Here is a 20,349-nt window from a genome sequence, read left to right as displayed (position 1 = left end):
CAAGGGTACCTACGCGCGCGGTGCCCCGGCACAGGCCCGCGCACCCGCGGGTTCCCTGGCGGCACGGAGCCCGAGGAGGTGCAGGACGAGGCCGAGCGCCGCGACGGCGGCGGCCGCCCACGGCAGGTGCCGGGGCGCGAGACCGGCGGAGAGCGCGAGGCCCGCCACGGCCGAGCCGACCGCGCTGCCGAGGTAGAGCGCGGAGTTGTTGAGCGCCAGGGCCACGGTGCCGCGCTCGGCGTTCAGGGCGAGCAGCCGGTGCTGCTGCGGGACTTGGAACGCCCAGCCCGCGGCGCCCCAGACGACGAGCGCGGGGAAGGCGGCGGCGCCGAGCAGCGGCAGCAGGCCGATCGCGACGACCAGGGTCGAGATGATTCCCGTGACGAGCGCGACCACCCGGCCGGTGCGGTCCACCAGCGGCCCCGCGAGCACGCTGCCGAGCACGCCGCCGATCCCCCACGCCCACAGGTACGGCGCGACCTCGCTCTCGCCGACGCCACCCGACGAGTCGAGCACCGGCGCGAGATAGGTGTACAGGCCGAGGCTCGCCACCGCCCCCAGGAAGGAGACGCTCACGACGGGCAGCACCTTCTTGTCGGTGAGCGCGCCGAGCCGCGCCCGCACCGGGACCGCGGGCCCCGCGGGAACCTCGGGCAGCCCCACCGCGAGGCCCACGAGCGCGACCGCGCCGAGGCCCGTCACCAGCCACATCGTGGCCCGCCACGACGTGTGGTCGGCGAGCAGCACGCCCAGCGGGACACCGAGCACCGTGCCCGAACTCATCCCGCCCATCACCAGCGCGAGCGCACGGCCGCGCCGCTCCTGTCCCGCCAGCGACGCGGCGGCCGCCGTGGACAGCGCCGAGTAGACACCGGCGCCCGCACCCGCCACCGCGCGCGAGACCAGCAGGACGGCGAGGCCCGGCGCGAGCGCGGTGAGTCCGTTGCCGAGCGTGAAGACGGCAAGGGCGGCGACGATCAGCACCCGCGGCCGCACTCCGGCGAGGAGCCCGGCGACGAGCGGCGCGCTCACCGCGTAGGCGAGGGTGAAGACGGTGACCATCTGCCCCGCCAGCGAGACGGTGGTCCCCAGGTCCTTGGCGACGACCGGCAGCAGCCCGGCCATCACATAGGCGTCGAGCCCCAACGTGAAGGCCCCCACCATCAACAGCCACACTTTGCGCACGCGACCCAACTCCCTTGCTTCCGCGCTTCCGCACGCCGCTTCCCGACGAGTTCCGGACGAGCAGGAAACGTAGGCACCCTCCGGATCCCGGGGGAAATGCCCGCGGCGCCCATTTATGCTCGGGAGGCATGGATCACGTACGGGATGGAAATCCGCCGCCGGACACGGCGGACCGGCACACGGAACCGCCGCGCGGCACAGGGCCGACCCACCGCGACGCGGGCCCCGCCCGCCGCGGCTCGGAACCAGCCCGCCGCAGGAGAGCGACTCCCGGCGCCGGGACCGCGACCCGGGCCACGGCCACGACTCCGCCCGCGCTCCCGACCCCGGCCGCGTCGGCACCTGCGCCCCGGGCCCACGCCGGCACCGCGCCCCCGCCCGCGGCGGCCCCCGCCGCTCTCGACGGCGTCGAGCTGCGGCACCTGCGCGGCTTCCTCGCCGTCGCCGACGAGTTGAGCTTCACGCACGCGGCCGACCGGCTTCGGATCGGGCAGCCGGCGCTGACCCGCACCGTGCGCGCCCTGGAGGAGAGCCTCGGGGCGCGTCTCCTCGAACGGACCACCCGGCACGTCGAGCTCACCGAGGCGGGGCAGCGGCTGCGCGACGACCTCGCCCCGCTCCTGGCCCGCATCGACACCACCCTGCGCACCGCGGCGGGCGCCGAACCTCCCCTGCTGCGGCTCGGCTTCACCTCGGTCCTGCCCGAGGCCTGCGTCCCGCTCACGAACTCCTTCAAGGCGGCGACCGGCGCGGGCGTCCGCCTGGTCCGGCGCGACAGCCCGCTGGCGGGCCTGGCGTCAGGGGCCTGCGACGTCGCGGTCGTACGAGGCGACGTCCCGCCCGGCGGCGCGGTGCGCACCCGCCTGCTCCTGCACGAGCCCCGCGTCGCGGTCGTCGCCCGCGGCGCGGCCGAGCTCGCCGGGCGCCGCGTGGTGGACTGGGCCGAACTCGCCGACCTGCCGCTGGTCGTGAACACCGTCACCGGCACCACCCGCCCCGAGCTGTGGCCCTCCTCCCGCCGCCCTCGCCTCGCCTGCACCGCCGACAACTTCGACGAGTGGCTGGAGGCCGTCGCGGCCGGCCATGGAGTGGGCGTGGCCCCGGAGCCGGTGGCCCGCAGGCACGCGCACCCGTCCCTGCGCCACGTACGCCTGAAGAACGCCCCGCCCGTCGCCGTCCACCTGGCGATCCCGGCCAGGGACGCGCACCCCCTGGCCGAGCGCTACCTCAAACAGTGCGGCCAGCCGGGCTGAGCCGCCCCGTCAGTTCATCGACGGGTCGTCCGGATAGGTCGCCACCATCGCCAGCTCACTGCGCTGGCGCCTGAGCACCGCACGCCACAGCCGCTCCGGATCCGGCGAGGAGACGTCCCCCGGCTCGGACTCGACCACGTACCAGGCCCCTTCCCCCAGTTCGCTCTCCAGCTGGCCGGGGCCCCAGCCCGAGTAACCGGCGAAGATCCGCAGCGAGCCGAGCACCGAGGCGAGGAGCTCCGGCGGGGCCTCCAGGTCGACGAGGCCGATCGCGCCGTGCACCCGGCGAAAGCCGGTGGGGTCTCCCCTGCCCGGGCGCCGCCGGGAGGCGCCCGCCTCCTCGCCGGGGATCACCGCGACCCCGAGCGCCGAGTCCAGGGAGACGGGGCCGCCCTGGAAGACGACGCCGGGCGCGCCGGCCAGCTCGCCCCAGCCCTCCAGGATGTCGGCGACGTCCACCGGGGTCGGGCGGTTCAGGACCACGCCGAGCGAGCCCTCCTCGTCGTGGTCGAGGAGCAGCACCACCGCACGGTCGAAGTTCGGGTCCGCCAGGGCCGGTGTCGCCACGAGAAGCCGCCCTGTGAGCGAGGACACCTCGGTCATGAACCACATGATCCCGCATCTTCGCCCTGAGCGGGGAGGTAATGGCCGTACGTGAGCCAACGCAGTTCAGGGCGCATGAGCGCATCTGGAGCGCATATCCGCGGCGGTGACCCGGAGTGTCCAGTTCCGCACGGTTCGTGTTGTGGCGAACTCATGACGTGTTCTGCACGCCCTTGGCCTTACAGAAGGGGGGTACGCGGCCATTACGCTTGCCCTTTGGTCCCCCCGTCCATCCAATCGGAACGCGAGATTCATGACCGTCACCGGCATTGACGATGTACTGCTTGTCCACGGCGGCACCCCGCTGGAGGGCGAGATCCGTGTCCGCGGCGCGAAGAACCTCGTGCCCAAGGCCATGGTCGCCGCGCTGCTCGGCAGCGCTCCGAGCCGGCTGCGCAATGTCCCCGACATCCGGGACGTCCGCGTCGTACGCGGCCTGCTGCAGCTGCACGGCGTGACGGTCCGTCCCGGTGAGGAGCCGGGCGAGCTCATCATGGACCCGTCGCACGTCGAGAGTGCGAACGTGGCCGACATCGACGCCCACGCCGGCTCCTCGCGCATCCCGATCCTCTTCTGCGGCCCGCTCCTGCACCGCCTCGGGCACGCCTTCATCCCCGGCCTCGGCGGCTGCGACATCGGCGGCCGGCCCATCGACTTCCACTTCGAGGTGCTCCGCCAGTTCGGCGCGACCATCGAGAAGCGCGAGGGCGGCCAGTACCTGGAGGCCCCGCAGCGCCTGCGCGGCACCAAGATCCGCCTGCCGTACCCGTCCGTGGGCGCCACCGAGCAGGTCCTGCTCACCGCCGTGCTCGCCGAGGGTGTGACCGAGCTCTCGAACGCCGCGGTCGAGCCGGAGATCGAGGACCTGATCTGCGTCCTGCAGAAAATGGGCGCGATCATCGCCATGGACACCGACAGGACCATACGGATCACCGGTGTCGACAGCCTCGGCGGATACAACCACCACGCCCTCTCGGACCGCCTGGAGGCCGCCTCCTGGGCTTCCGCGGCCCTGGCGACCGAAGGCAACATCTACGTCCGCGGCGCCCAGCAGCGCTCGATGATGACGTTCCTGAACACCTACCGGAAGGTGGGCGGTGCCTTCGAGATCGACGACGAGGGCATCCGCTTCTGGCACCCGGGCGGCTCGCTGAACGCCATCGCCCTGGAGACGGACGTGCACCCGGGCTTCCAGACCGACTGGCAGCAGCCGCTGGTCGTCGCCCTGACGCAGGCCGCGGGCCTCTCCATCGTCCACGAGACGGTCTACGAGTCCCGTCTGGGCTTCACCTCCGCGCTCAACCAGATGGGCGCGCACATCCAGCTCTACCGCGAGTGCCTGGGCGGCTCCGACTGCCGCTTCGGCCAGCGCAACTTCCTGCACTCGGCGGTCGTCAGCGGCCCCACGAAGCTGCAGGGCGCCGATCTGGTCATCCCCGACCTGCGCGGCGGCTTCTCGTACCTCATCGCGGCCCTCGCGGCGCAGGGCACGTCCCGCGTCCACGGCATCGACCTGATCAACCGCGGTTACGAGAACTTCATGGAGAAGCTGGTCGAGCTCGGCGCGAAGGTCGAGCTCCCCGGCAAGGCGGCGCTCGGCTAGCCCGCACGCGGACATGACGAAGGGGCGGCCACCCGGTCCGGGTGGCCGCCCCTTCTGCGTACCAACGGAGCCTCACGGCCCCGAGCGGGTTACTTCCCCTTGGCCGCTTCCTTCAGCTTGGAACCAGCCGAAACCTTGACGCTGAAACCGGCCGGGATGTTGATCGGCTCGCCGGTCTGCGGGTTACGGGCGGTGCGAGCGGCACGGTGGGTGCGCTCGAAGGTCAGGAAGCCGGGGATGGTGACCTTCTCGTCGCCCTTGGCAACGATCTCGCCGACGGTCTCGGCGAACGCGGCCAGCACGGCGTCGGCGTCCTTGCGGGTCACCTCGGCGCGGTCGGCCAGCGCGGCCACCAGCTCACTGCGGTTCATGTTTGTACTCCCGTGTTCTTTTGCCGTTGAGGCGTGCCACGCGGCAGAGCCGCATGATGGGCACAGCGAAGACGATGCTGCCAGGGCCCTTGGACAGTGCCCGGACCCGGGTCTGACGTCAGACCCTCGCGCCCGATTACGCATCCTGCCCCCACCTGCGGCGGGAAAGCGAATCCGGCGCCCTTGGAGGTCACACGAAAAGCTTCCGCCGCCCCTCAAAAGAAGGGGCTGGAGGGGCTTGCTGCCAAGCCACCCTAGAGGGGCCCGTCGGGCCCGCGTCCGGCGACGCGCCGTGGCGCTAGGCCGTGGGACCCGTCACAGAGGCCCCCGCGGCCTTCGCCGCGGTGCGCACCGCACCGGCCACGGCGCCCGCGACCTTGTCGTTGAAGACGCTGGGGATGATGTAGTTCGGGTTCAGCTCGTCCTCCGCGACGACGTCCGCGAGGGCGCCCGCGGCGGCCAGCATCATCTCCGTGTTGACCGTGCGCGACTGGGCGTCGAGCAGGCCGCGGAAGACGCCGGGGAAGACCAGGACGTTGTTGATCTGGTTCGGGAAGTCCGAGCGTCCGGTGGCCACAACTGCCGCCGTCTGGCGGGCGATTGCGGGGTCGACCTCGGGGTCCGGGTTCGCGAGCGCGAACACGATGGCGCCGTCGGCCATGGCCGCGACGTCGTCGCCGTTCAGCACGTTCGGGGCCGACACGCCGATGAAGACGTCGGCGCCGACGACGGCCTCCTTGAGGGTGCCGGTGAGGCCCTCGGGGTTGGTGTTGTCGGCGATCCAGCGCAGCGGCGAGTCGGCGTCGTGGGACACCAGGTCCTCGCGGTCGGCGTGCACGACGCCGTGGATGTCGGCCACGACGGCGTTCTTGACGCCCGCGGCGAGCAGCAGCTTCAGGATGGCCGTGCCGGCCGCGCCGGCGCCGGACATGACCACGCGGACGTCCCCGATGCCCTTGCCCACCACGCGCAGGGCGTTGGTGAGGGCGGCCAGGACGACGATCGCGGTGCCGTGCTGGTCGTCGTGGAAGACGGGGATGTCGAGGGCCTCGCGCAGGCGGGCCTCGATCTCGAAGCAGCGGGGCGCGGAAATGTCCTCCAGGTTGATGCCCGCGAAGCCGGGGGCGATGGCCTTGACGATCTCGACGATGGCGTCGGTGTCCTGGGTGTCCAGGCAGATCGGCCAGGCGTCGATGCCCGCGAAGCGCTTGAAGAGGGCGGCCTTGCCCTCCATCACCGGCAGCGCGGCCTTCGGGCCGATGTTGCCGAGGCCGAGCACGGCCGAGCCGTCCGTTACGACCGCAACGGAATTGCGCTTGATGGTGAGGCGGCGGGCGTCCTCGGGGTTCTCGGCGATCGCCATGCAGACCCGGGCGACGCCCGGGGTGTAGATCATGGAGAGGTCGTCACGGTTCCTGATGGGGTGCTTGGACGCCATCTCGATCTTGCCGCCGAGGTGCATCAGGAACGTACGGTCGGAGACCTTGCCGAGGGTGACGCCCTCGATGGTGCGCAGCTGCTCGACGATCTCGTCGGCGTGCGTCGTGGAGGTCGCCGCGATCGTGACGTCGATCCGGAGCTTCTCGTGGCCGGATGCCGTGACGTCGAGGCCGGTCACCGAGCCTCCGTGGGACTCGACGGCCGTGGTGATCTGGGAGACCGCGGTGCCGCTCGCGGGCACCTCCAACCGGACCGTGTTCGAGTAGGAGACGCTGGGCGCCGTTGCCATGGCCGACTTCCTCTGCTTTCACCTTGTAGCTCTTGCCGTCCGATGGTCGCACCTACCACCGAGTACGTGGTAGTCGCCCCGGATTGAGAACGTTTTGTTCATCGGCCAGTGCGCTGCAGTTTCGGAAACTTGTTTCCACCATACGAGAAGTCACGGGAAACAGAAAGAGGCCCACGTCACTTGGTGACGTGGGCCTCTTCAACGTTCATGACACCGACCCGCCATGCTCGCCTCGCGGCAAGTGGTCGCTCGTAGCGACGAAGGTTGGGCCCGGGGGCTTGGATCGAGCCGGTGCCACATCCAAGGTAACAAACGATCCCCGTAAGGCAATTCCCGTCTCACCGAGCAAAAGTGTTCAGTCCCGGAGCAGGTCCGGCACCCCGTCCGCGTCCGGCTCGTCGCGCTCGCCCGACAGGACCGTGAGCTGCTGGGTCGCGCGCGTCAGCGCCACGTACAGGACACGCAGGCCGGCCGGGGACTCGTCCGCGATCTCCGCGGGCGAGACGACGAGCGTCGCGTCGTACTCCAGGCCCTTGGCCTCCAGGCTGCCGAGCGCCACCACGCGCTCCCCGAGCCCCGCGAGCCAGCGGGCCGCCTGCTCGCGGCGGTTCATCGCCACGACGACGCCGACCGTGCCGTCGACCCGCTCCAGGAGCCGCGCCGCCTCCTCGCGCACCGACGCGGCGAGGTCCTTGTCCCGTACGACCGAGAAGCGGGGCTCCACGCCGGTGGAGCGGACCGCCGACGGGGACTCCGCGCCCGGCATCGCCAGGGCGAGGACCTTCGCGGCCAGCTCCGCGATCTCGGCGGGGTTGCGGTAGTTGACGGTGAGCGTGAAGCGGCGGCGCGGGCGGGTGCCGAGGGCCTCGTCGCGGGCCTCGGCCGCCTCGTCCGGGTCGGACCAGGAGGACTGGGCCGGGTCGCCGACCACGGTCCAGGTGGCGTGCCGGCCGCGGCGGCCGACCATGCGCCACTGCATGGGGGTGAGGTCCTGGGCCTCGTCGACGATGACGTGGGCGTACTCGGTGCGCTCCGCCGCGAGGCGTTCGGCGCGCTCGCGCTGGGACTCCTCGCGCTGCGGCATCAGCTCCTCCAGGCCGGTGAGCAGGTCGAGGGGGTCGAGTTCCCGCTTCTTCTTGGGGCGGTGCGGCGTGCCGAGGATCGCCTGGAGCTCGTCGAGGAGCGCCACGTCGTGCACGGACAGGTTCTCGCGCCGCAGCGAGCGGGCGACCTTGCGGACCTCACCGGGGTTCAGGACGCGGCGGGCCCAGCGGCCCAGGCGCTTCTCGTCGCCCATCGCCGTGAGGACGGCGCGGGGCGTCAGCTCCGGCCACCAGGCGTCGAGGAAGTGGATGAAGTCGTCCTCGGAGGTGATGTCGTCGTCGAAGGAGGAGCGGAGCTCGGCGGCGAGCTCCGGGTCCGTGTGGCGGCCCGCCGCGCCCGACTGGGACCACAGGGCGTCCAGGAGGAGCTTCCTCGCGCGCGGGCGCAGGAGGTTGACGGGGGCGGTGCCGCCGAGGGCGTTGCGGCGGATGCGGTTCAGCTGGTCGGCGTCCAGTTCGAGACGGCGGCCGAAGGCGACGACGCGGAGGCGGGTGGGGGTTGCCTGGGGCTGTGCGGACTCCTCGGCCTCCTCGCCGAAGGACAGCTGCCCCTGCCGCGGGGCGGGGAGGGGGGAGGCCACCCCTTCCAGCGCTCCCCTCGCCGCCTTGCGGAGCACCTTCAGCATCCGCGACGAGCCCTTGACCCGTGCCACCGCCGGGCTGTCGTACTCCGTCGCCTCCACCCCGTCCACCAGGGAGCCGACCGCGCGGATCGCGACCTGGCCCTCCTCGCCGAGGGAGGGCAGGACGCCCTCGGTGTAGGCGACCAGGAGCGGGGTCGGGGAGACGATGAGGATGCCGCCCGCGTACCGGCGGCGGTCCTGGTAGAGGAGGTAGGCCGCACGGTGCAGCGCCACCGCCGTCTTGCCGGTGCCGGGGCCGCCTTCCACGTACGTCACCGAGGCGGCGGGCGCGCGGATCACCATGTCCTGCTCGGCCTGGATCGACGCCACGATGTCCCGCATCGAGTGGCTGCGGGCCTGGCCGAGCGCGGCCATCAGGGCGCCGTCGCCGATCACCGGCAGCGCCTCGCCGTCGAGGTAGGCGGTGAGCTCCGGGCGCATCAGGTCGTCCTCGACGCCGAGGACCTTGCGGCCCTTGGAGCGGATGACGCGGCGGCGCACGACCCGGCCCGGGTCGACCGGGGTCGAGCGGTAGAAGGGCGCGGCGGCGGGCGCGCGCCAGTCGATGACCAGCGGGGAGTAGTCCGCGTCGAGGACGCCGATGCGGCCGATGTGCAGGGTCTCCGCGATGTCCGCGTGCTTGCCGCTCTCGTCCTCGCGGACCGCGCCCTCCGCGGGCTCGACCGCCGTGTACGCGCCGTCGGGACCCTTCTTGCCGTCCTTGCCCCGGAGCAGGTCGATGCGGCCGAAGAGGAAGTCCTCGAACTCGTTGTTGAGCCGGTTCAGATGGACGCCGGCGCGGAAGACCTGCGCGTCGCGCTCGGCGAGCGCGCCGGGCGTACCGACCTGGGAGCGCTTGGCCGCGTCGTTCATCAGGAACTCGGCCTCGTGGATCTTCTCCTCGAGGCGTCGGTAGACCTGGTCGAGATGTTCCTGTTCGACGCTGATCTCGCGGTCGCGTACGTCGGCCACCGAGGCCCCTTTCACACCGTGCTGCTGCCCGTACCGAGCAGCCGTCCACCTTAGGCGAAAGGGGCCCCCGCTGTGCACTTGTCGTGCGCTTGTTGTGCGCTACACGTCGACCTTGACCAGGCGCTCGCCCTCGAACGTCGTCACCTCGAAGTGATCGATGTCGTTGCGGTCCATCGCGGCGCCCCCGTGGACGTACAGCGGACTGCGCGCCCATTTGTTCGGGCTGTCCTTGATGCCGTACCCCCACTTGGGCACCGACCAGGTGCTGACCGTCTCCTTGCTGCCGTCCTTGCCGACGGCGATCAGGGAGCACTTGAGCGGGCCCTTGACGTTCTTCAGCTCCAGGACGGTGTGGGTGCCCCAGGCCTTGCTCTCCGTGCCGACCGTGGCGCTGACCTTCGTCGCCGGGTCCGTGGCCTTCGACTTCTCCTCCATGTGATGGAAGAAGGCGTCCTCGGCCGGGCTGGAGGGGTGCGGGTCGGCCGCCACCTCCTTGGAGCCGCCGTCGTCGGTCACCGCGAGGACCGTGATCGGGCCGCCGATGATCAGGGCGGCCGCCGCCGCGACCAGGTACAGGCCGCGCCTGCGCTTCTGCTCCCGCTCGACCGACACCTCGTCCACGAGGCGCTCGGCGAGCCGGGGGCTCGGCCGGGCCGTGAGCTGTTCGCCGATCTCGGGGACACCGCCCGGACCCGGCAGGTCCGCGAGGGCGGCCAGCATCGGCTCCATGCCGGAGAACTCGTCCAGCTGGTGCTGGCAGATCCCGCACACCGCGAGGTGTTCCTCGAACCGGGTGGCCTCCGCGTCGTCCAGGATGCCGAGGGCGTACGCGCCGACGGTCTCGTGGATGGTGTCGTCGTCCTGCCGCGCGCCATGGCGGCCGTAGGACTCGGTCATGCCGTCACCCCCCGCTCCTCGAGCGCCAGCTTCATCGAGCGAAGCGCGTAGAACACCCGCGAACGGACCGTGCCGCTGGGGATGCCGAGGGCCTCTGCCGCCTCGTTGACCGTACGCCCTTTGAAGTAGGTCTCCACAAGTACCTCCCGGTGCGCGGGAGTCAGGTCCTCCAGCGCGTCCGAGAGCGTCATCAGCCACAGTGCCTTGTCTATCTCGTCCTCCGCGGGGATGACCTCCAGCGGCGACGGATCGACCTCCTGCGGCCGGGCCTGCCGGCTGCGGTGGCCGTCGATGACGATGCGCCGGGCGACCGTCACCAGCCAGGGGCGTACCGAACCGGTCGCCCGGTTGAGCTGACCGGCGTTCTTCCAGGCACGGATGAGCGTTTCCTGTACGACATCTTCGGCGCGCTGGCGGTCTCCCGCCACCAGGCGGAGCACATAGGCGAGAAGCGGACCCGCGTGCTCGCGGTAGAGCGCGCGGATCAACTCCTCGTCCGGGCCCGGTGGTTGACCGAGGCGATGTCGAGGCGGCTGCGGGCGTTCATCGGCCACGGCGGAATCCTTGCGCACGCGCACCTCCGTTGTCCGCGCTTCGGCGGGTCTCATGCCGGAGGTACGTAGGCGGGGCGGGCGGTGTTCAACGCGGGGGCGGTTCGCGGGTACGTTCGTCCGTCCCCGCAGGTACGTTCCTCCGTCCCCGCAGGTACGTTCCTTCGCTCAGGTCCGGGAGAGCGCGGCCCTGCGGCGGTGCCTCGCCACCCGCTCGCGGTTGCCGCACACCTCGCTGGAGCACCAGCGGCGGCGCCGCCCGCGGGACGTGTCGAGGTACACGATCGGGCAGCTGTCGCCCTCGCACTGGCGGAGCAGGGCGCGCGCCACGGGGTCGGTGAGCAGGTCGACGGCGTCCCTGGCGACGGCGGCGACGAGCGCCGCGCAGCCCGGGTCGCCGCGCAGGGTGCGCACCAGGGTGCCGTCGGTGCCGCGCACCGCGCACGGGGCCGGGGGCGCCGCGGCGGCGGCCAGCGCGTTGACGCGGTCGAGGGCGGCGACGGCGTCGGCGGGGCGGCCCTCGATCTCGCCGCGTACCAACTGGGCTATGTGGCCGCGCAGTTCACGGAATCCGGCAAGCCAGGGAGGGCCCACCCCCGGCAGCCGCGCACCCGCGGGGACGAGGCCGGCACCGGCGAGCCAGGCGCGCAGCCTCTCCACGGAGTCGAGCCGTTCCACGGGGTGGTTCGTCGCCACGAGGTCCAGGCAGATCCGCCCGGAGTCGAATCGCAGCTCGTACGGAGCCGGGGCCGCGCCCAACGCCATGCGCCTGTCACCGCCTTGGGGGTCACCGGTGAGTGAGTGCCGTTGCGTACCCCTACAGTGCCCTTCTGCCGCCGGGTCCGGAACCCCTCCCACCGGGAGAGACGGTCACGTACGGGGGTGCGAGGTGGAGCCATGACCGCGGGGCGGCCATGCCGGTTGACTCCTACCCATGACAGGCGAGTTGACGCAGTGACAGGTGACGGGCAGTCAGGGCCAGTGGTTCCTGTGCTCCTTCGGGGGCGCCGTCATGCCGGGCTCGCCCGCAGCGACGGCCACGTCTGCGCCGAGGCCGTGCGGCACATCGACGGCGCGTCGCCTCAGTCCCCGTACTTCGCCTCCGCCGACGGGTCGATCGCGAGGCGGTAGCCGCGCTTGACCACCGTCTGGATCAGCTTGGGCGCGCCGAGTGCCGTGCGCAGGCGGGCCATCGCCGTCTCCACCGCGTGCTCGTCGCGGCCCGCGCCGGGCAGCGCGCGCAGCAGTTCGGCGCGGGCCACCACCCAGCCGGGGCGGCGGGCCAGGGCCCGCAGGAGCGCCATGCCGGCGGGCGGCACGGCCCGCAGTTCGTCGTCGACCAGGACGGCGTGGCCGCGGATCTCCACACGGCGCCCGGCGATGGGCAACGCCCGTGCGCGGGACGGCAGTTCCTGGCAGAGCACCTGGACGAGCGGGCCGAGGCGGAACCGCTCCGGCTGCACGGTGTCCACGCCGAGCGACTGCAGCGGCAGCGCGGTGACGGGCCCCACGCAGGCGGGCAGCACGTCGTGGCGCAGGGCGGCGATGACCTCCGCGCTCATGCCCCTCTCCTCGGCCCTGGCGAGGAGGGACGCGGCGGCGGGGGCGCTGGTGAACGTCAGCGCGTCGACGCTCCGCCCGACCGTCGCGTCGAGCAGCCGGTCCACGGGCGCGAGGTCCTCCGGCGGAAGCCACCGGTAGACGGGCACCACGACGACCTCCGCTCCCCCGGCCCGCAGAGCCTCGACGAAGCCGGGCAGCGGCTCCCCGTGCAGCTGCAGCGCGACGCGCCGCCCCGCGACACCCTCGCCGAGCAGCCGGTCGAGGACCTCCGCCATGGACTCGGAGGAGGGCGACCACTCCTCGGTGAGCCCCGCGGCGCGCACGGCACCCTTCACCTTCGGGCCACGGGCGAGCAGTTCGACGTCGCGCAGGCAGCGGAGCAGGTCCTCGCCGTGCCCCCAGCCGTCGGCGGCCGCGATCCAGCCGCGGAAGCCGATGGCGGTGGTGGCGACCACGACGTCCGGGGCGTGGTCGATCAACTCCTTTGTCGCGGCGAGGAGTTCGCTGTCGTCGGCGAGCGGCACGATGCGCAGCGCGGGCGCGTGCAGCACGGTCGCGCCGCGCCGCTGCAGCAGCGCGCCGAGCTCGTCGGCGCGCCGGGCCGCGGTCACGCCGACGGTGAATCCGGCGAGGGGGCCGTGCGCCGCTGCCGCCGTCGGGGCCTGCGTGGGAGTGGCGTTCATGGATCTGTCCCCGTCTCGTACCGCTCTTCGTGTCCGCTCTTCGTGTCCGCTCTTCTCGTCCCGCTCCTGACCTGATGGGCGGCGGACGACCGAGCCTGTCAACGGCGCGTGACAGACCCGGATCATCCCGATGTCCGCCGTGTTACGTCGGACCTCACACCTCGGCGTAGCTGAGCTGCGGCTTCTCCTGCGGGTCCGCCCCGGGAGCGGTACGCGGGGCGGACTGCCCGCGAAGGTATACGGCCCAGGTCACGGCCGAGCACACCGCGTAGAAGGCGAGGAAGGAGACGAACGCCCCGGTCCCCGACCCGACCGTCTGGAAGGACTGCCGCAGCGCGAGGTTGATGCCGAGCCCGCCGAGCGCGCCGACGGCCCCGATGAGCCCCATGGCGGCCCCGGAGAGCCGCCGCCCGTACGCCGCGGCCGCCTCCCCCGCCAGCCCCTTCGCCTCGGCCTTCGCCTGGAAGATGCCGGGGATCATCTTGTACGTGGATCCGTTGCCGAGCCCGGTGAGCACGAACAGGGCGATGAAGGCGCAGACGAACAGCGGCAACGACTCCCGCACGGAGGCGGCCACGACGACGCCGGTCGCGGCGCCCATCCCGGCGAAGTTCCACAGCGTGATGCGCGCCCCGCCGAACCGGTCGGCGAGCCGTCCGCCCACGGGCCGGATCAGCGAGCCGAGCAGCGGGCCGATGAAGGTGAGCTGGGCGGCCTCCAGCGGGGTCCTGCCGAACTGCGTCTGCAGGACGAGCCCGAAGGCGAAGCTGTACCCGATGAACGACCCGAACGTCCCCACGTACAGAAGGGACATGATCCAGGTGTGCGGGTCCCGCACGGCGGCCTTCACCGCCCCCGTGTCGTTGCGCACGGACGAGATGCTGTCCATGTAGCGGGCGGCGCAGAGCGCGGACACGACGACGAGGGGGATGTAGATCCCGAGCACGGCCCGCGGCCCGCCGCCCGCGCCGATGACGGCGAGCCCGACGAGCTGCACCACCGGCACCCCGATGTTGCCGCCCCCCGCGTTGAGCCCGAGGGCCCACCCCTTCCGCTTCAGCGGGAAGAAGGAGTTGATGTTGGTCATGCTGGACGCGAAGTTGCCCCCGCCGACGCCGGTGAGCAGGGCGCACAGCATGAAGGTGGAGTACGAGGTCCCCGGCTCCATGGCGACGAAGGCGGCGACGGTGGGCAGCAGCAGGAGGGAGGCGGCGATGACGGTCCAGTTGCGCCCCCCGAACCGGGCGACGGCGAACGTGTAGGGCACCCGCACGACGGCCCCCACGAGGGTCGCCATCGACACCAGGAAGAACTTCCCCGCCGCGTCGATCCCGTACTCGGGTCCCATGAACAGGACCATGACGGACCACAGGCTCCACACGGAGAACCCGATGTGCTCGGAGAGCACCGAGAACACCAGATTCCGCCGGGCGACCCGCTCCCCTCCCTCCTCCTTCCAGAACCTCTCGTCCTCCGGCTCCCACCGCTCGATCCACATCACACGCCTCCACGGAGTAGTCGCCACGCAACGGCCGACGCTCCAGAAGGTAGGGAGACCGCATTTCAGCCCTGTGGCCCACGGTGACCGACGGGGAACGTTGCTCTCACTCGGGGTGGGGCGGGGTGGTGAGGGACGGGGAGGGGGTGCGGGCTTACGGGAAAAGGCGCGTACGCCCGACAGTTCCCTTCGGGCCATTGCCGACCGGTGCGGGCACCTCCTCCACCGGTCAGACCTCCCACTCCCGCACCTTGCTTCGGATCCGGCCCTCGACCAGGCTCTCGGCTACCGGTTGACGGACTGGATCTCCTCGACTTCGACCTGCTGGTCCGCGCCGAACTGCCCGTCGGGGAGGCGTCCTCCCTCGCCGGTCGTGCTGGTCCAACTGATCTTCCAGGTCACGGTGGCCTGAAGATTGTACGAGCCGTCGCCGGACGACCGCAGGTACCTCACGCCGCACGGCGGCGCCGTGTCCGCGGGCGTGCCCTTCGCGCGAGGCGTGCCGATCTTCCCGTCCTCGATGGGGCATTCACCCGAGGCGGGGTAGGTCTCGGCGTCGTCCGTCCCCGGATCGATCGTGAGAGCCACCGGCTCGGCCGTCGTGGTCGCGGAAAGCCCCGAGCCCGGAATGCCCGCCGTGACGGACACCTTCTTGAACTTCGCCTCGTCCAGCCACACCCAGGTCGGGAGATTGACCTTCGTCGTGCCTGCGGGTGCCATGGCGATCTCCGTTCCGGGCACGGGGAGTTCGTCGTAGGCGTACTCGGCGAGGATCTGCGGCGTCACCGCGAGGGGTTCCTTGGGCGTCTCACCGGTGTCGACCCAGAAGGGCTGCTTGTCGCAGGCGCTGGCCTCCGGATCGTCCTTGCGGTTCGGATTGACCGCCGCCGCCCAGAACATCCCCTTGCCCTGCTTGTCGAGGTTGTAGTTCTTGTACGGCTTGCCCTCCTTGTAGCGGCTGTCGAGAAAATCACCGACGAACTCCCCGACACCGTCGAAGAGCGGGACTCCGTCACCGAAACCTCGCCACGACTTGACGGTCTCCTCGATCTCCTTGGGCGAGAACGCCGGTTCGTACCAGCAGGCCGGTGGGTTCCAATTGCTGTCCGCCGAGGAGAGGTTGCCCGTTCGCGCGGATCCCGTTTCGCCACTGACGGACGTCTGCACCTTCGTCTCGACGGTGATGGTGCGGCCGCTCTTGCTGCCCTTGGCCTCCTTGGTGGGGCCTGTGGTATTCGTCCGGTCCGCCCATGCCACCGGCACCGTCGAGGCGGTGAACAGCAGGGCTGCGCAGGCAGCCAGAGCGACGCGCCTGTTCGTCACGGCCGGCAGGCCTCGCTCCCACGCTCCGAGGAACTCTTGGTGACCTGCCACACTCCCTTGGAGTTCTTCCGGAGCCGGTCGTTGTAGAAGACGTAGGAGTCCTTCGTGGCCTTTGTGACGTTCGTCTTCTGCGTCTTACGGTCCTTCGTGTAGCCCTTGGACTCGTCGGCGCAGTACGTGAGCCCGGCCGAACCATCCTTGGCGAAGGTGACCTTGCGGTCGTAGTAACGGACCGTGCCGGTCACCGTCGTGCCGTCCTTGATGAACCCACTGACCCATTCGACCGTTCCGAGCAGGGCCGAGTCCTTGCTGTAGAACCGGACGGCCTCCGACTTAGGGTCCTGCTTCTCGATCGCCTCGTCGATGGCGCGCAGGTACTCCGCGTTGTCGTGCAGCACCGCGTCCGTCTTCGCCTCACCCGTCTTCTCGGGCGTGAAGACGAGTTCATCGCCCTCCGGCAAGGTGACCTCGGGCCGGTCGATGCCGTCGGCCGGCGCATGGGGCGACGGAGACTTCTTCGCCCCGTCGCCCGAGTCCGCACCCGCGATCTTGTCGTTGCCCTTGGACTCGCCGTCACCCCCTCCGCACGCGGAGAGCGAGAGGACCGCCGCAGCAGTCAGAGTGGCCGCTGCGAGCAGCGCGGGTCGGCGGTTCACTGTCAGCTCCTGATGGGACGAGAGTTCTCTGGAGTGAACCAAGCTATCGATGAGAGAAAAGCGGGGCCAGGTCGAGTCCTGCCCCGCACCGGGCATATACAGACATAGCAGCCCCATACTCCCGCCATTGGTGGAAGTTGATCGCCAAGTGAAGCCCAATGATCACTGAGTGCCACGGTTTGGCGGCCCCCGACTCCCGCCCCACACCCACGCGATAGCAACGCCTGCTTCAGCCCAGATGCGTGTCCCCCAGCGACACCAGCAGCACCCGCAGCGCCCTGTCGACGGCGGTGCGGTCCTGGGGGGTCAGGGCCGACAGCATGCGTTCCTCGTTGGCGATGTGTTCGACGACCACGCGGTCGACCAGGTCGAGGCCGGCCTCCGTGAGGCAGACGCGGATGGCCCGGCGGTCGGCGGGGTCGGGGCGGCGTTCGATCAGGCCCTTGCGCTCCAGCTTGTCGAGGCGGTTGGTGATGGCGCCCGAGGTCACCATGGCGGACTTGAGGAGGCCTCCCGCAGTCAGTTCGTGCGGGGCACCGACTCGGCGCAGCGTGGCGAGGACGTCGAACTCGGCGAACTCCAGGCCGAATTCGGTGAAGACCCGCTTCATGCCCTTGCTCAGCAGGTGGTCCGCCCGCTTGATGCGGCCGACCAGGGCCATCGCGTCCAGGTGTGCGAGGTCCAGGTCGGGGCGCTCGCGGCGCCACTGACCGCGGAGCTCGTCGATGGCGTCGGTGGTGTCGGTGGCGCCGGTGGCGCCGGTGGCGCCGGTGGCGCCGGTGGCGCCGGTGGCGCCGGTGGCGCCGGTGGTGCCGGTGGTGCCGGTGGCGTCCGCGATGTCTGCGGGCTTCGTGGCGTGTGCGGCGCCCACCACGCACACGGCGTCCTCCGCACCCACGCCGGGCCGCTCCGCCGTCCCCTGTTCAGCCATTACTGCACCTCTTCCCTCATGGAGCCAGATATCTCAACGTTCAGATACTTGACGTTCGCAGACCTGGGGTCCATATTTATCTCAACGTTGAGAATAACAGCGTTCAGGGGAACAGCGAGGGGAAGCGTCATGTCCGTCAGCAGGAGCACCACCGCACACCGCCCGGCCGCGGCCGATGCCGCCCGGAGCCACCCGGCTCCGGCGCCCCGCACCTCGGCCAAGGCCGCCGCGGGCATCGCCGCCATCGCCGCCATCGGTCCCGCGACCTGGGGCACCACCTACGTCACGACCACCGAACTCCTGCCCCCCGACCGGCCGTTGCTCGCCGCCGCACTCCGCGCGCTGCCCGCCGGGCTCATCCTGCTCGCCCTCACCCGGCGCCTGCCGAGCGGCGACTGGTGGTGGAAGGCGGCCGTGCTCGGCATCCTCAACTTCGGCGCGTTCTTCCCGCTCCTCTTCTTCGGCGCCTACCACCTGCCCGGCGGCGTCGCCTCGACGATCAGCGCCGTCATGCCGCTGCTCGTCGCGGGCTTCGGCATCGGCGTCCTGAAGGTGCGGCCCACCCGCCGCACGCTGCTCGCGGGCCTCGTCGGAGTCGCCGGCGTCGGCCTGCTGGTCCTGCGCGGCGACGCCGCGGTCGACACCGCGGGAATCGTGGCCATGCTGGTGGCCACGACGCTGATGGCTCTCGCCGTGGTCCTCAGCAAGCGGTGGGGACGACCGGAAGGGGTCTCCCTGCTCGCCTTCACGGGGTGGCAACTGACCGTCGGCGGACTGGTGCTGGCCCCCGTCGCGCTCACCGCCGAGGGCCTGCCGGACCACTTCACCGGCGCCAACCTCGCCGGGTACGCCTACCTCGGCATCATCGGCACGGCCCTCGCGTACGCCCTGTGGTTCCGCGGCATCGAGCGCCTGCCCGCCTCCTCGGTCTCCTTCCTCGGCCTGACCAACCCGGTCGTCGCCACGCTCGCCGGCCTGCTGCTCCTCGGCCAGACCCTGACCGCGTGGCAGGTCGGCGGACTGGTCCTGGTGGTGGGAAGCGTCGTGCTCGGCCAGACCCGCGCTCCCCGGGCACCCCGCGCCTGAGCCGCGCCACACCCGCCGAACCCGCCGCCCAACACCCCTGGAGGAGCAGACCCCATGCGCGTCACCGTCTTCGGAGCGGCAGGGAACACCGGCCGCCGCGTCGTCGCCGAGGCCCTATCCCGCGGCCACGAGGTCACCGCCGTGGTCCGGGACCCCGCCCGCTTCACCGAGCTGCACCCCGGCGCCACGCACCGCGCCGGGGACGCCGAAGACCCCGACGACGTGGCGGAGTCGAGCGTCGGCCAGGACCTGGTCGTCAACGCCACCAGACCGGCCCCCGGCCGCGAGGACGACCACCCCGCCATCATCAGGTCACTGCTGGCGGGCCTGGCGGGAACGGGCGTCCGCCTCCTGATCGTCGGCGGCGCGGGCAGCCTGACGGTCCCGGGCACGGAGGGCGTCCTCGCGATCGACGACCCGCGGTACGTCCCGGCGGCCTGGCGCCACATGGCGGCGGCGTCCAACGCCCAGTACGACGCGGTCCGCACGGCGGACACGGACGTGGACTGGACCTACCTGAGCCCCGCGGCCCTCTTCGAACCGGGCGTACGCACCGGCACGTTCCGCCTGTCCGAGGACGAGCTCCTGGTGGACGAGGCAGGCGACTCGTCCCTCTCGACGGAGGACTTCGCGGTGGCGCTCCTGGACGAGGCGGAAACCCCCGCCCACCACCGCGGCCGCTTCGCGGTCGGGTACTGACGCCCCTCGAAGCCCTCCCCGAAGCGACCTACTTCGCCGCGAACTTCCAGATCACCGGGTCGGCGTCGTCCTTCTCCGCCCAGTGGACCTCCAGGGACTTCGAGCCCGCGGGGATCAGGTAGGTCTCGCAGAGGACGTGGCTCTCGCCCTTCTTCCAGCCCTCCAGGTCCAGCTTGTCCTCGCAGCCCGGGGCGTCCTCGGCGGCGCCGATGAGGAGGCCGCCGCGGGTGCCGTCCGCGTAGATCTCCGTGGTGTCCGGGGCGTCGGGGGTGTCCGTCAGCGGGGCGCCGCCCTTGTGGGTGTACTTCACGTGGGCGGTGGCGGCGACCAGGCCCTTGGCCCGCTTCGGGTCCGAGACCAGCTTCTTGGTCTCGGCCTCCGTGCCCACGTCGATCTTCTGGGCGGCGACTTCGTACGTGACGGTCGCGTCGCCCTCCTTCACCTTGCCCGTGGTTCCCTCGCCGGCCTTCAGCGCGGCGGGCGCCTTCGGCTTGGCCTGGGAGTTGGCGGAGTCACCCTTCGGCTTGTCCTCCGACTTCTTGTCGTCACCGCCGCCGCAGGCGGTCAGCGCGAGGGCGAGCACGGCGACGGGCGCGGCCGCGCGCAGCGCGGTCTTCCTGAAAAGCAAAGCGATCTCCTGGCAGAAGTGGGCCTGCCGCCCGGCGGGCACGAGGCCCTCGACGCGCGGCAGCAAGAGCCGTCAGCTTAGGAGCCGGTCACAGGGGGCGTCGAGATCGTTACGCCCCCTTGACGCCACCGCGTTGGCGAATGCAATGTCCTACGTACGGAGATCACCAGAGTCACCCCGCGAGGCCGCCCTCGGCCCCGGGAAGTCCGTTCGTTCGCTGCAGCGAATAGCGGATGCCGTGCAGGCGGCGGCTGTTGCGTTCACGCGCCGCTCAACCGCCTGATTTACAGCCGCATTTCAGTTCATTGCGGGTGCGTACTCGTACGTAACAGTCGCGCAACGCATTGGGCTGGTCACCGGAACCCCGGCGACCAGCCCTCTTCACTGCCAAC

18 protein-coding genes are annotated in these 20,349 nt (G+C 71.5%); 4 read left to right on the top strand and 14 right to left on the bottom strand.

All coding sequences use genetic code 11. The features are described 5' to 3' along the window. Window positions 1-9 precede the first annotated feature (9 nt). The gene (locus ACZ4D5_RS00485) at window positions 10-1,185 is read right to left on the bottom strand and encodes an MFS transporter (RefSeq protein ID WP_467770108.1); all 1,176 of its coding nucleotides are present in this window, start codon (window positions 1,183-1,185) and stop codon (window positions 10-12) included. 128 nt (window positions 1,186-1,313) lie between these two features. Here ACZ4D5_RS00485 and ACZ4D5_RS00480 point away from each other — a divergent pair, with 128 nt between their 5' ends. Then, a complete protein-coding gene (locus ACZ4D5_RS00480) occupies window positions 1,314-2,438 on the top strand; it encodes a LysR family transcriptional regulator (RefSeq protein ID WP_467770107.1) in 1,125 nt (374 codons plus the stop codon). Between the two features lie 9 nt (window positions 2,439-2,447). On the opposite strand, the gene ACZ4D5_RS00475 is transcribed toward ACZ4D5_RS00480, so the two are convergent. Further along, window positions 2,448-3,041 carry a YqgE/AlgH family protein gene (locus ACZ4D5_RS00475; protein WP_467770106.1) on the bottom strand — a complete coding sequence of 198 codons (594 nt, stop codon included), beginning with the start codon at window positions 3,039-3,041 and terminating at the stop codon, window positions 2,448-2,450. Between the two features lie 253 nt (window positions 3,042-3,294). Between ACZ4D5_RS00475 and murA the strand changes: the two genes are divergently transcribed. Continuing rightward, window positions 3,295-4,644: a UDP-N-acetylglucosamine 1-carboxyvinyltransferase gene (murA, locus tag ACZ4D5_RS00470; RefSeq protein WP_362339822.1), complete on the top strand. Its 1,350-nt coding sequence runs from the start codon at window positions 3,295-3,297 to the stop codon at window positions 4,642-4,644. A gap of 89 nt (window positions 4,645-4,733) precedes the next feature. Here murA and ACZ4D5_RS00465 read toward each other — a convergent pair whose 3' ends face one another. From ACZ4D5_RS00465 to ACZ4D5_RS00415, 11 genes are all read right to left on the bottom strand, one after another. After that, on the bottom strand, window positions 4,734-5,015 hold the full coding sequence (locus ACZ4D5_RS00465; RefSeq protein WP_030680681.1) for an HU family DNA-binding protein: 282 nt from the start codon (window positions 5,013-5,015) through the stop codon (window positions 4,734-4,736). A 298-nt stretch (window positions 5,016-5,313) separates the two neighbouring features. After that, entirely contained in the window at window positions 5,314-6,744 is a 1,431-nt protein-coding gene (locus tag ACZ4D5_RS00460; RefSeq protein WP_467770105.1) for an NAD-dependent malic enzyme, read from the bottom strand. Between the two features lie 355 nt (window positions 6,745-7,099). Continuing rightward, a complete protein-coding gene (locus ACZ4D5_RS00455; RefSeq protein ID WP_467770104.1) occupies window positions 7,100-9,442 on the bottom strand; it encodes a HelD family protein in 2,343 nt (780 codons plus the stop codon). A gap of 99 nt (window positions 9,443-9,541) precedes the next feature. Then, window positions 9,542-10,339 carry a zf-HC2 domain-containing protein gene (locus ACZ4D5_RS00450; RefSeq protein ID WP_467770103.1) on the bottom strand — a complete coding sequence of 266 codons (798 nt, stop codon included), beginning with the start codon at window positions 10,337-10,339 and terminating at the stop codon, window positions 9,542-9,544. Next, on the bottom strand, window positions 10,336-10,917 hold the full coding sequence (locus tag ACZ4D5_RS00445) for a sigma-70 family RNA polymerase sigma factor (RefSeq protein ID WP_467770102.1): 582 nt from the start codon (window positions 10,915-10,917) through the stop codon (window positions 10,336-10,338). The genes ACZ4D5_RS00450 and ACZ4D5_RS00445 overlap by 4 nt, the downstream gene beginning before the upstream one ends. Before the next feature lie 141 nt (window positions 10,918-11,058). After that, window positions 11,059-11,655: a CGNR zinc finger domain-containing protein gene (locus ACZ4D5_RS00440; RefSeq protein ID WP_467770101.1), complete on the bottom strand. Its 597-nt coding sequence runs from the start codon at window positions 11,653-11,655 to the stop codon at window positions 11,059-11,061. Between the two features lie 317 nt (window positions 11,656-11,972). Continuing rightward, a complete protein-coding gene (locus ACZ4D5_RS00435) occupies window positions 11,973-13,136 on the bottom strand; it encodes a uroporphyrinogen-III synthase (protein ID WP_467770100.1) in 1,164 nt (387 codons plus the stop codon). Between the two features lie 154 nt (window positions 13,137-13,290). Beyond that, window positions 13,291-14,634, bottom strand: a complete 1,344-nt coding sequence (locus ACZ4D5_RS00430) for a nitrate/nitrite transporter (protein WP_467770099.1) — start codon at window positions 14,632-14,634, stop codon at window positions 13,291-13,293. 285 nt (window positions 14,635-14,919) lie between these two features. Continuing rightward, a complete protein-coding gene (locus tag ACZ4D5_RS00425; protein ID WP_467771454.1) occupies window positions 14,920-15,966 on the bottom strand; it encodes a hypothetical protein in 1,047 nt (348 codons plus the stop codon). Beyond that, window positions 15,954-16,613, bottom strand: coding sequence for a hypothetical protein (locus ACZ4D5_RS00420; RefSeq protein WP_467770098.1), 660 nt, complete (start codon window positions 16,611-16,613; stop codon window positions 15,954-15,956). Before ACZ4D5_RS00420 ends, ACZ4D5_RS00425 begins: the two co-directional genes overlap by 13 nt. A 229-nt stretch (window positions 16,614-16,842) precedes the next feature. Further along, window positions 16,843-17,544, bottom strand: a complete 702-nt coding sequence (locus tag ACZ4D5_RS00415) for a MarR family winged helix-turn-helix transcriptional regulator (protein ID WP_467770097.1) — start codon at window positions 17,542-17,544, stop codon at window positions 16,843-16,845. A 129-nt stretch (window positions 17,545-17,673) separates the two neighbouring features. On the opposite strand from ACZ4D5_RS00415, the gene ACZ4D5_RS00410 reads away from it, so the two are divergent. Further along, complete coding sequence (locus ACZ4D5_RS00410) at window positions 17,674-18,630, top strand: EamA family transporter (protein WP_467770096.1); 957 nt, start codon at window positions 17,674-17,676, stop codon at window positions 18,628-18,630. 54 nt (window positions 18,631-18,684) lie between these two features. Continuing rightward, on the top strand, window positions 18,685-19,329 hold the full coding sequence (locus ACZ4D5_RS00405) for an NAD(P)-dependent oxidoreductase (RefSeq protein ID WP_467770095.1): 645 nt from the start codon (window positions 18,685-18,687) through the stop codon (window positions 19,327-19,329). Between the two features lie 28 nt (window positions 19,330-19,357). On the opposite strand, the gene ACZ4D5_RS00400 is transcribed toward ACZ4D5_RS00405, so the two are convergent. Further along, complete coding sequence (locus ACZ4D5_RS00400) at window positions 19,358-19,957, bottom strand: hypothetical protein (RefSeq protein WP_467771453.1); 600 nt, start codon at window positions 19,955-19,957, stop codon at window positions 19,358-19,360. Window positions 19,958-20,349: the final 392 nt, after the last annotated feature.

This window comes from Streptomyces sp. NPDC025651, from assembly GCF_055558735.1.
This window is presented reverse-complemented; position numbering and strand designations above follow the sequence as displayed.

Excerpts from the sequence above, each read along its gene's own strand:
- ACZ4D5_RS00440 (WP_467770101.1), bottom strand. The coding sequence starts at position 11,655 with ATGGCGTTGGGCGCGGCCCCGGCTCCGTACGAGCTGCGATTCGACTCC.
- ACZ4D5_RS00410 (WP_467770096.1), top strand. The coding sequence starts at position 17,674 with ATGTCCGTCAGCAGGAGCACCACCGCACACCGCCCGGCCGCGGCCGAT.
- ACZ4D5_RS00480 (WP_467770107.1), top strand. The coding sequence starts at position 1,314 with ATGGATCACGTACGGGATGGAAATCCGCCGCCGGACACGGCGGACCGG.
- ACZ4D5_RS00415 (WP_467770097.1), bottom strand. The coding sequence starts at position 17,544 with ATGGCTGAACAGGGGACGGCGGAGCGGCCCGGCGTGGGTGCGGAGGAC.
- ACZ4D5_RS00435 (WP_467770100.1), bottom strand. The coding sequence starts at position 13,136 with ATGAACGCCACTCCCACGCAGGCCCCGACGGCGGCAGCGGCGCACGGC.
- murA (WP_362339822.1), top strand. The coding sequence starts at position 3,295 with ATGACCGTCACCGGCATTGACGATGTACTGCTTGTCCACGGCGGCACC.
- ACZ4D5_RS00465 (WP_030680681.1), bottom strand. The coding sequence starts at position 5,015 with ATGAACCGCAGTGAGCTGGTGGCCGCGCTGGCCGACCGCGCCGAGGTG.
- ACZ4D5_RS00460 (WP_467770105.1), bottom strand. The coding sequence starts at position 6,744 with ATGGCAACGGCGCCCAGCGTCTCCTACTCGAACACGGTCCGGTTGGAG.
- ACZ4D5_RS00450 (WP_467770103.1), bottom strand. The coding sequence starts at position 10,339 with ATGACCGAGTCCTACGGCCGCCATGGCGCGCGGCAGGACGACGACACC.
- ACZ4D5_RS00430 (WP_467770099.1), bottom strand. The coding sequence starts at position 14,634 with ATGTGGATCGAGCGGTGGGAGCCGGAGGACGAGAGGTTCTGGAAGGAG.
- ACZ4D5_RS00475 (WP_467770106.1), bottom strand. The coding sequence starts at position 3,041 with ATGACCGAGGTGTCCTCGCTCACAGGGCGGCTTCTCGTGGCGACACCG.
- ACZ4D5_RS00405 (WP_467770095.1), top strand. The coding sequence starts at position 18,685 with ATGCGCGTCACCGTCTTCGGAGCGGCAGGGAACACCGGCCGCCGCGTC.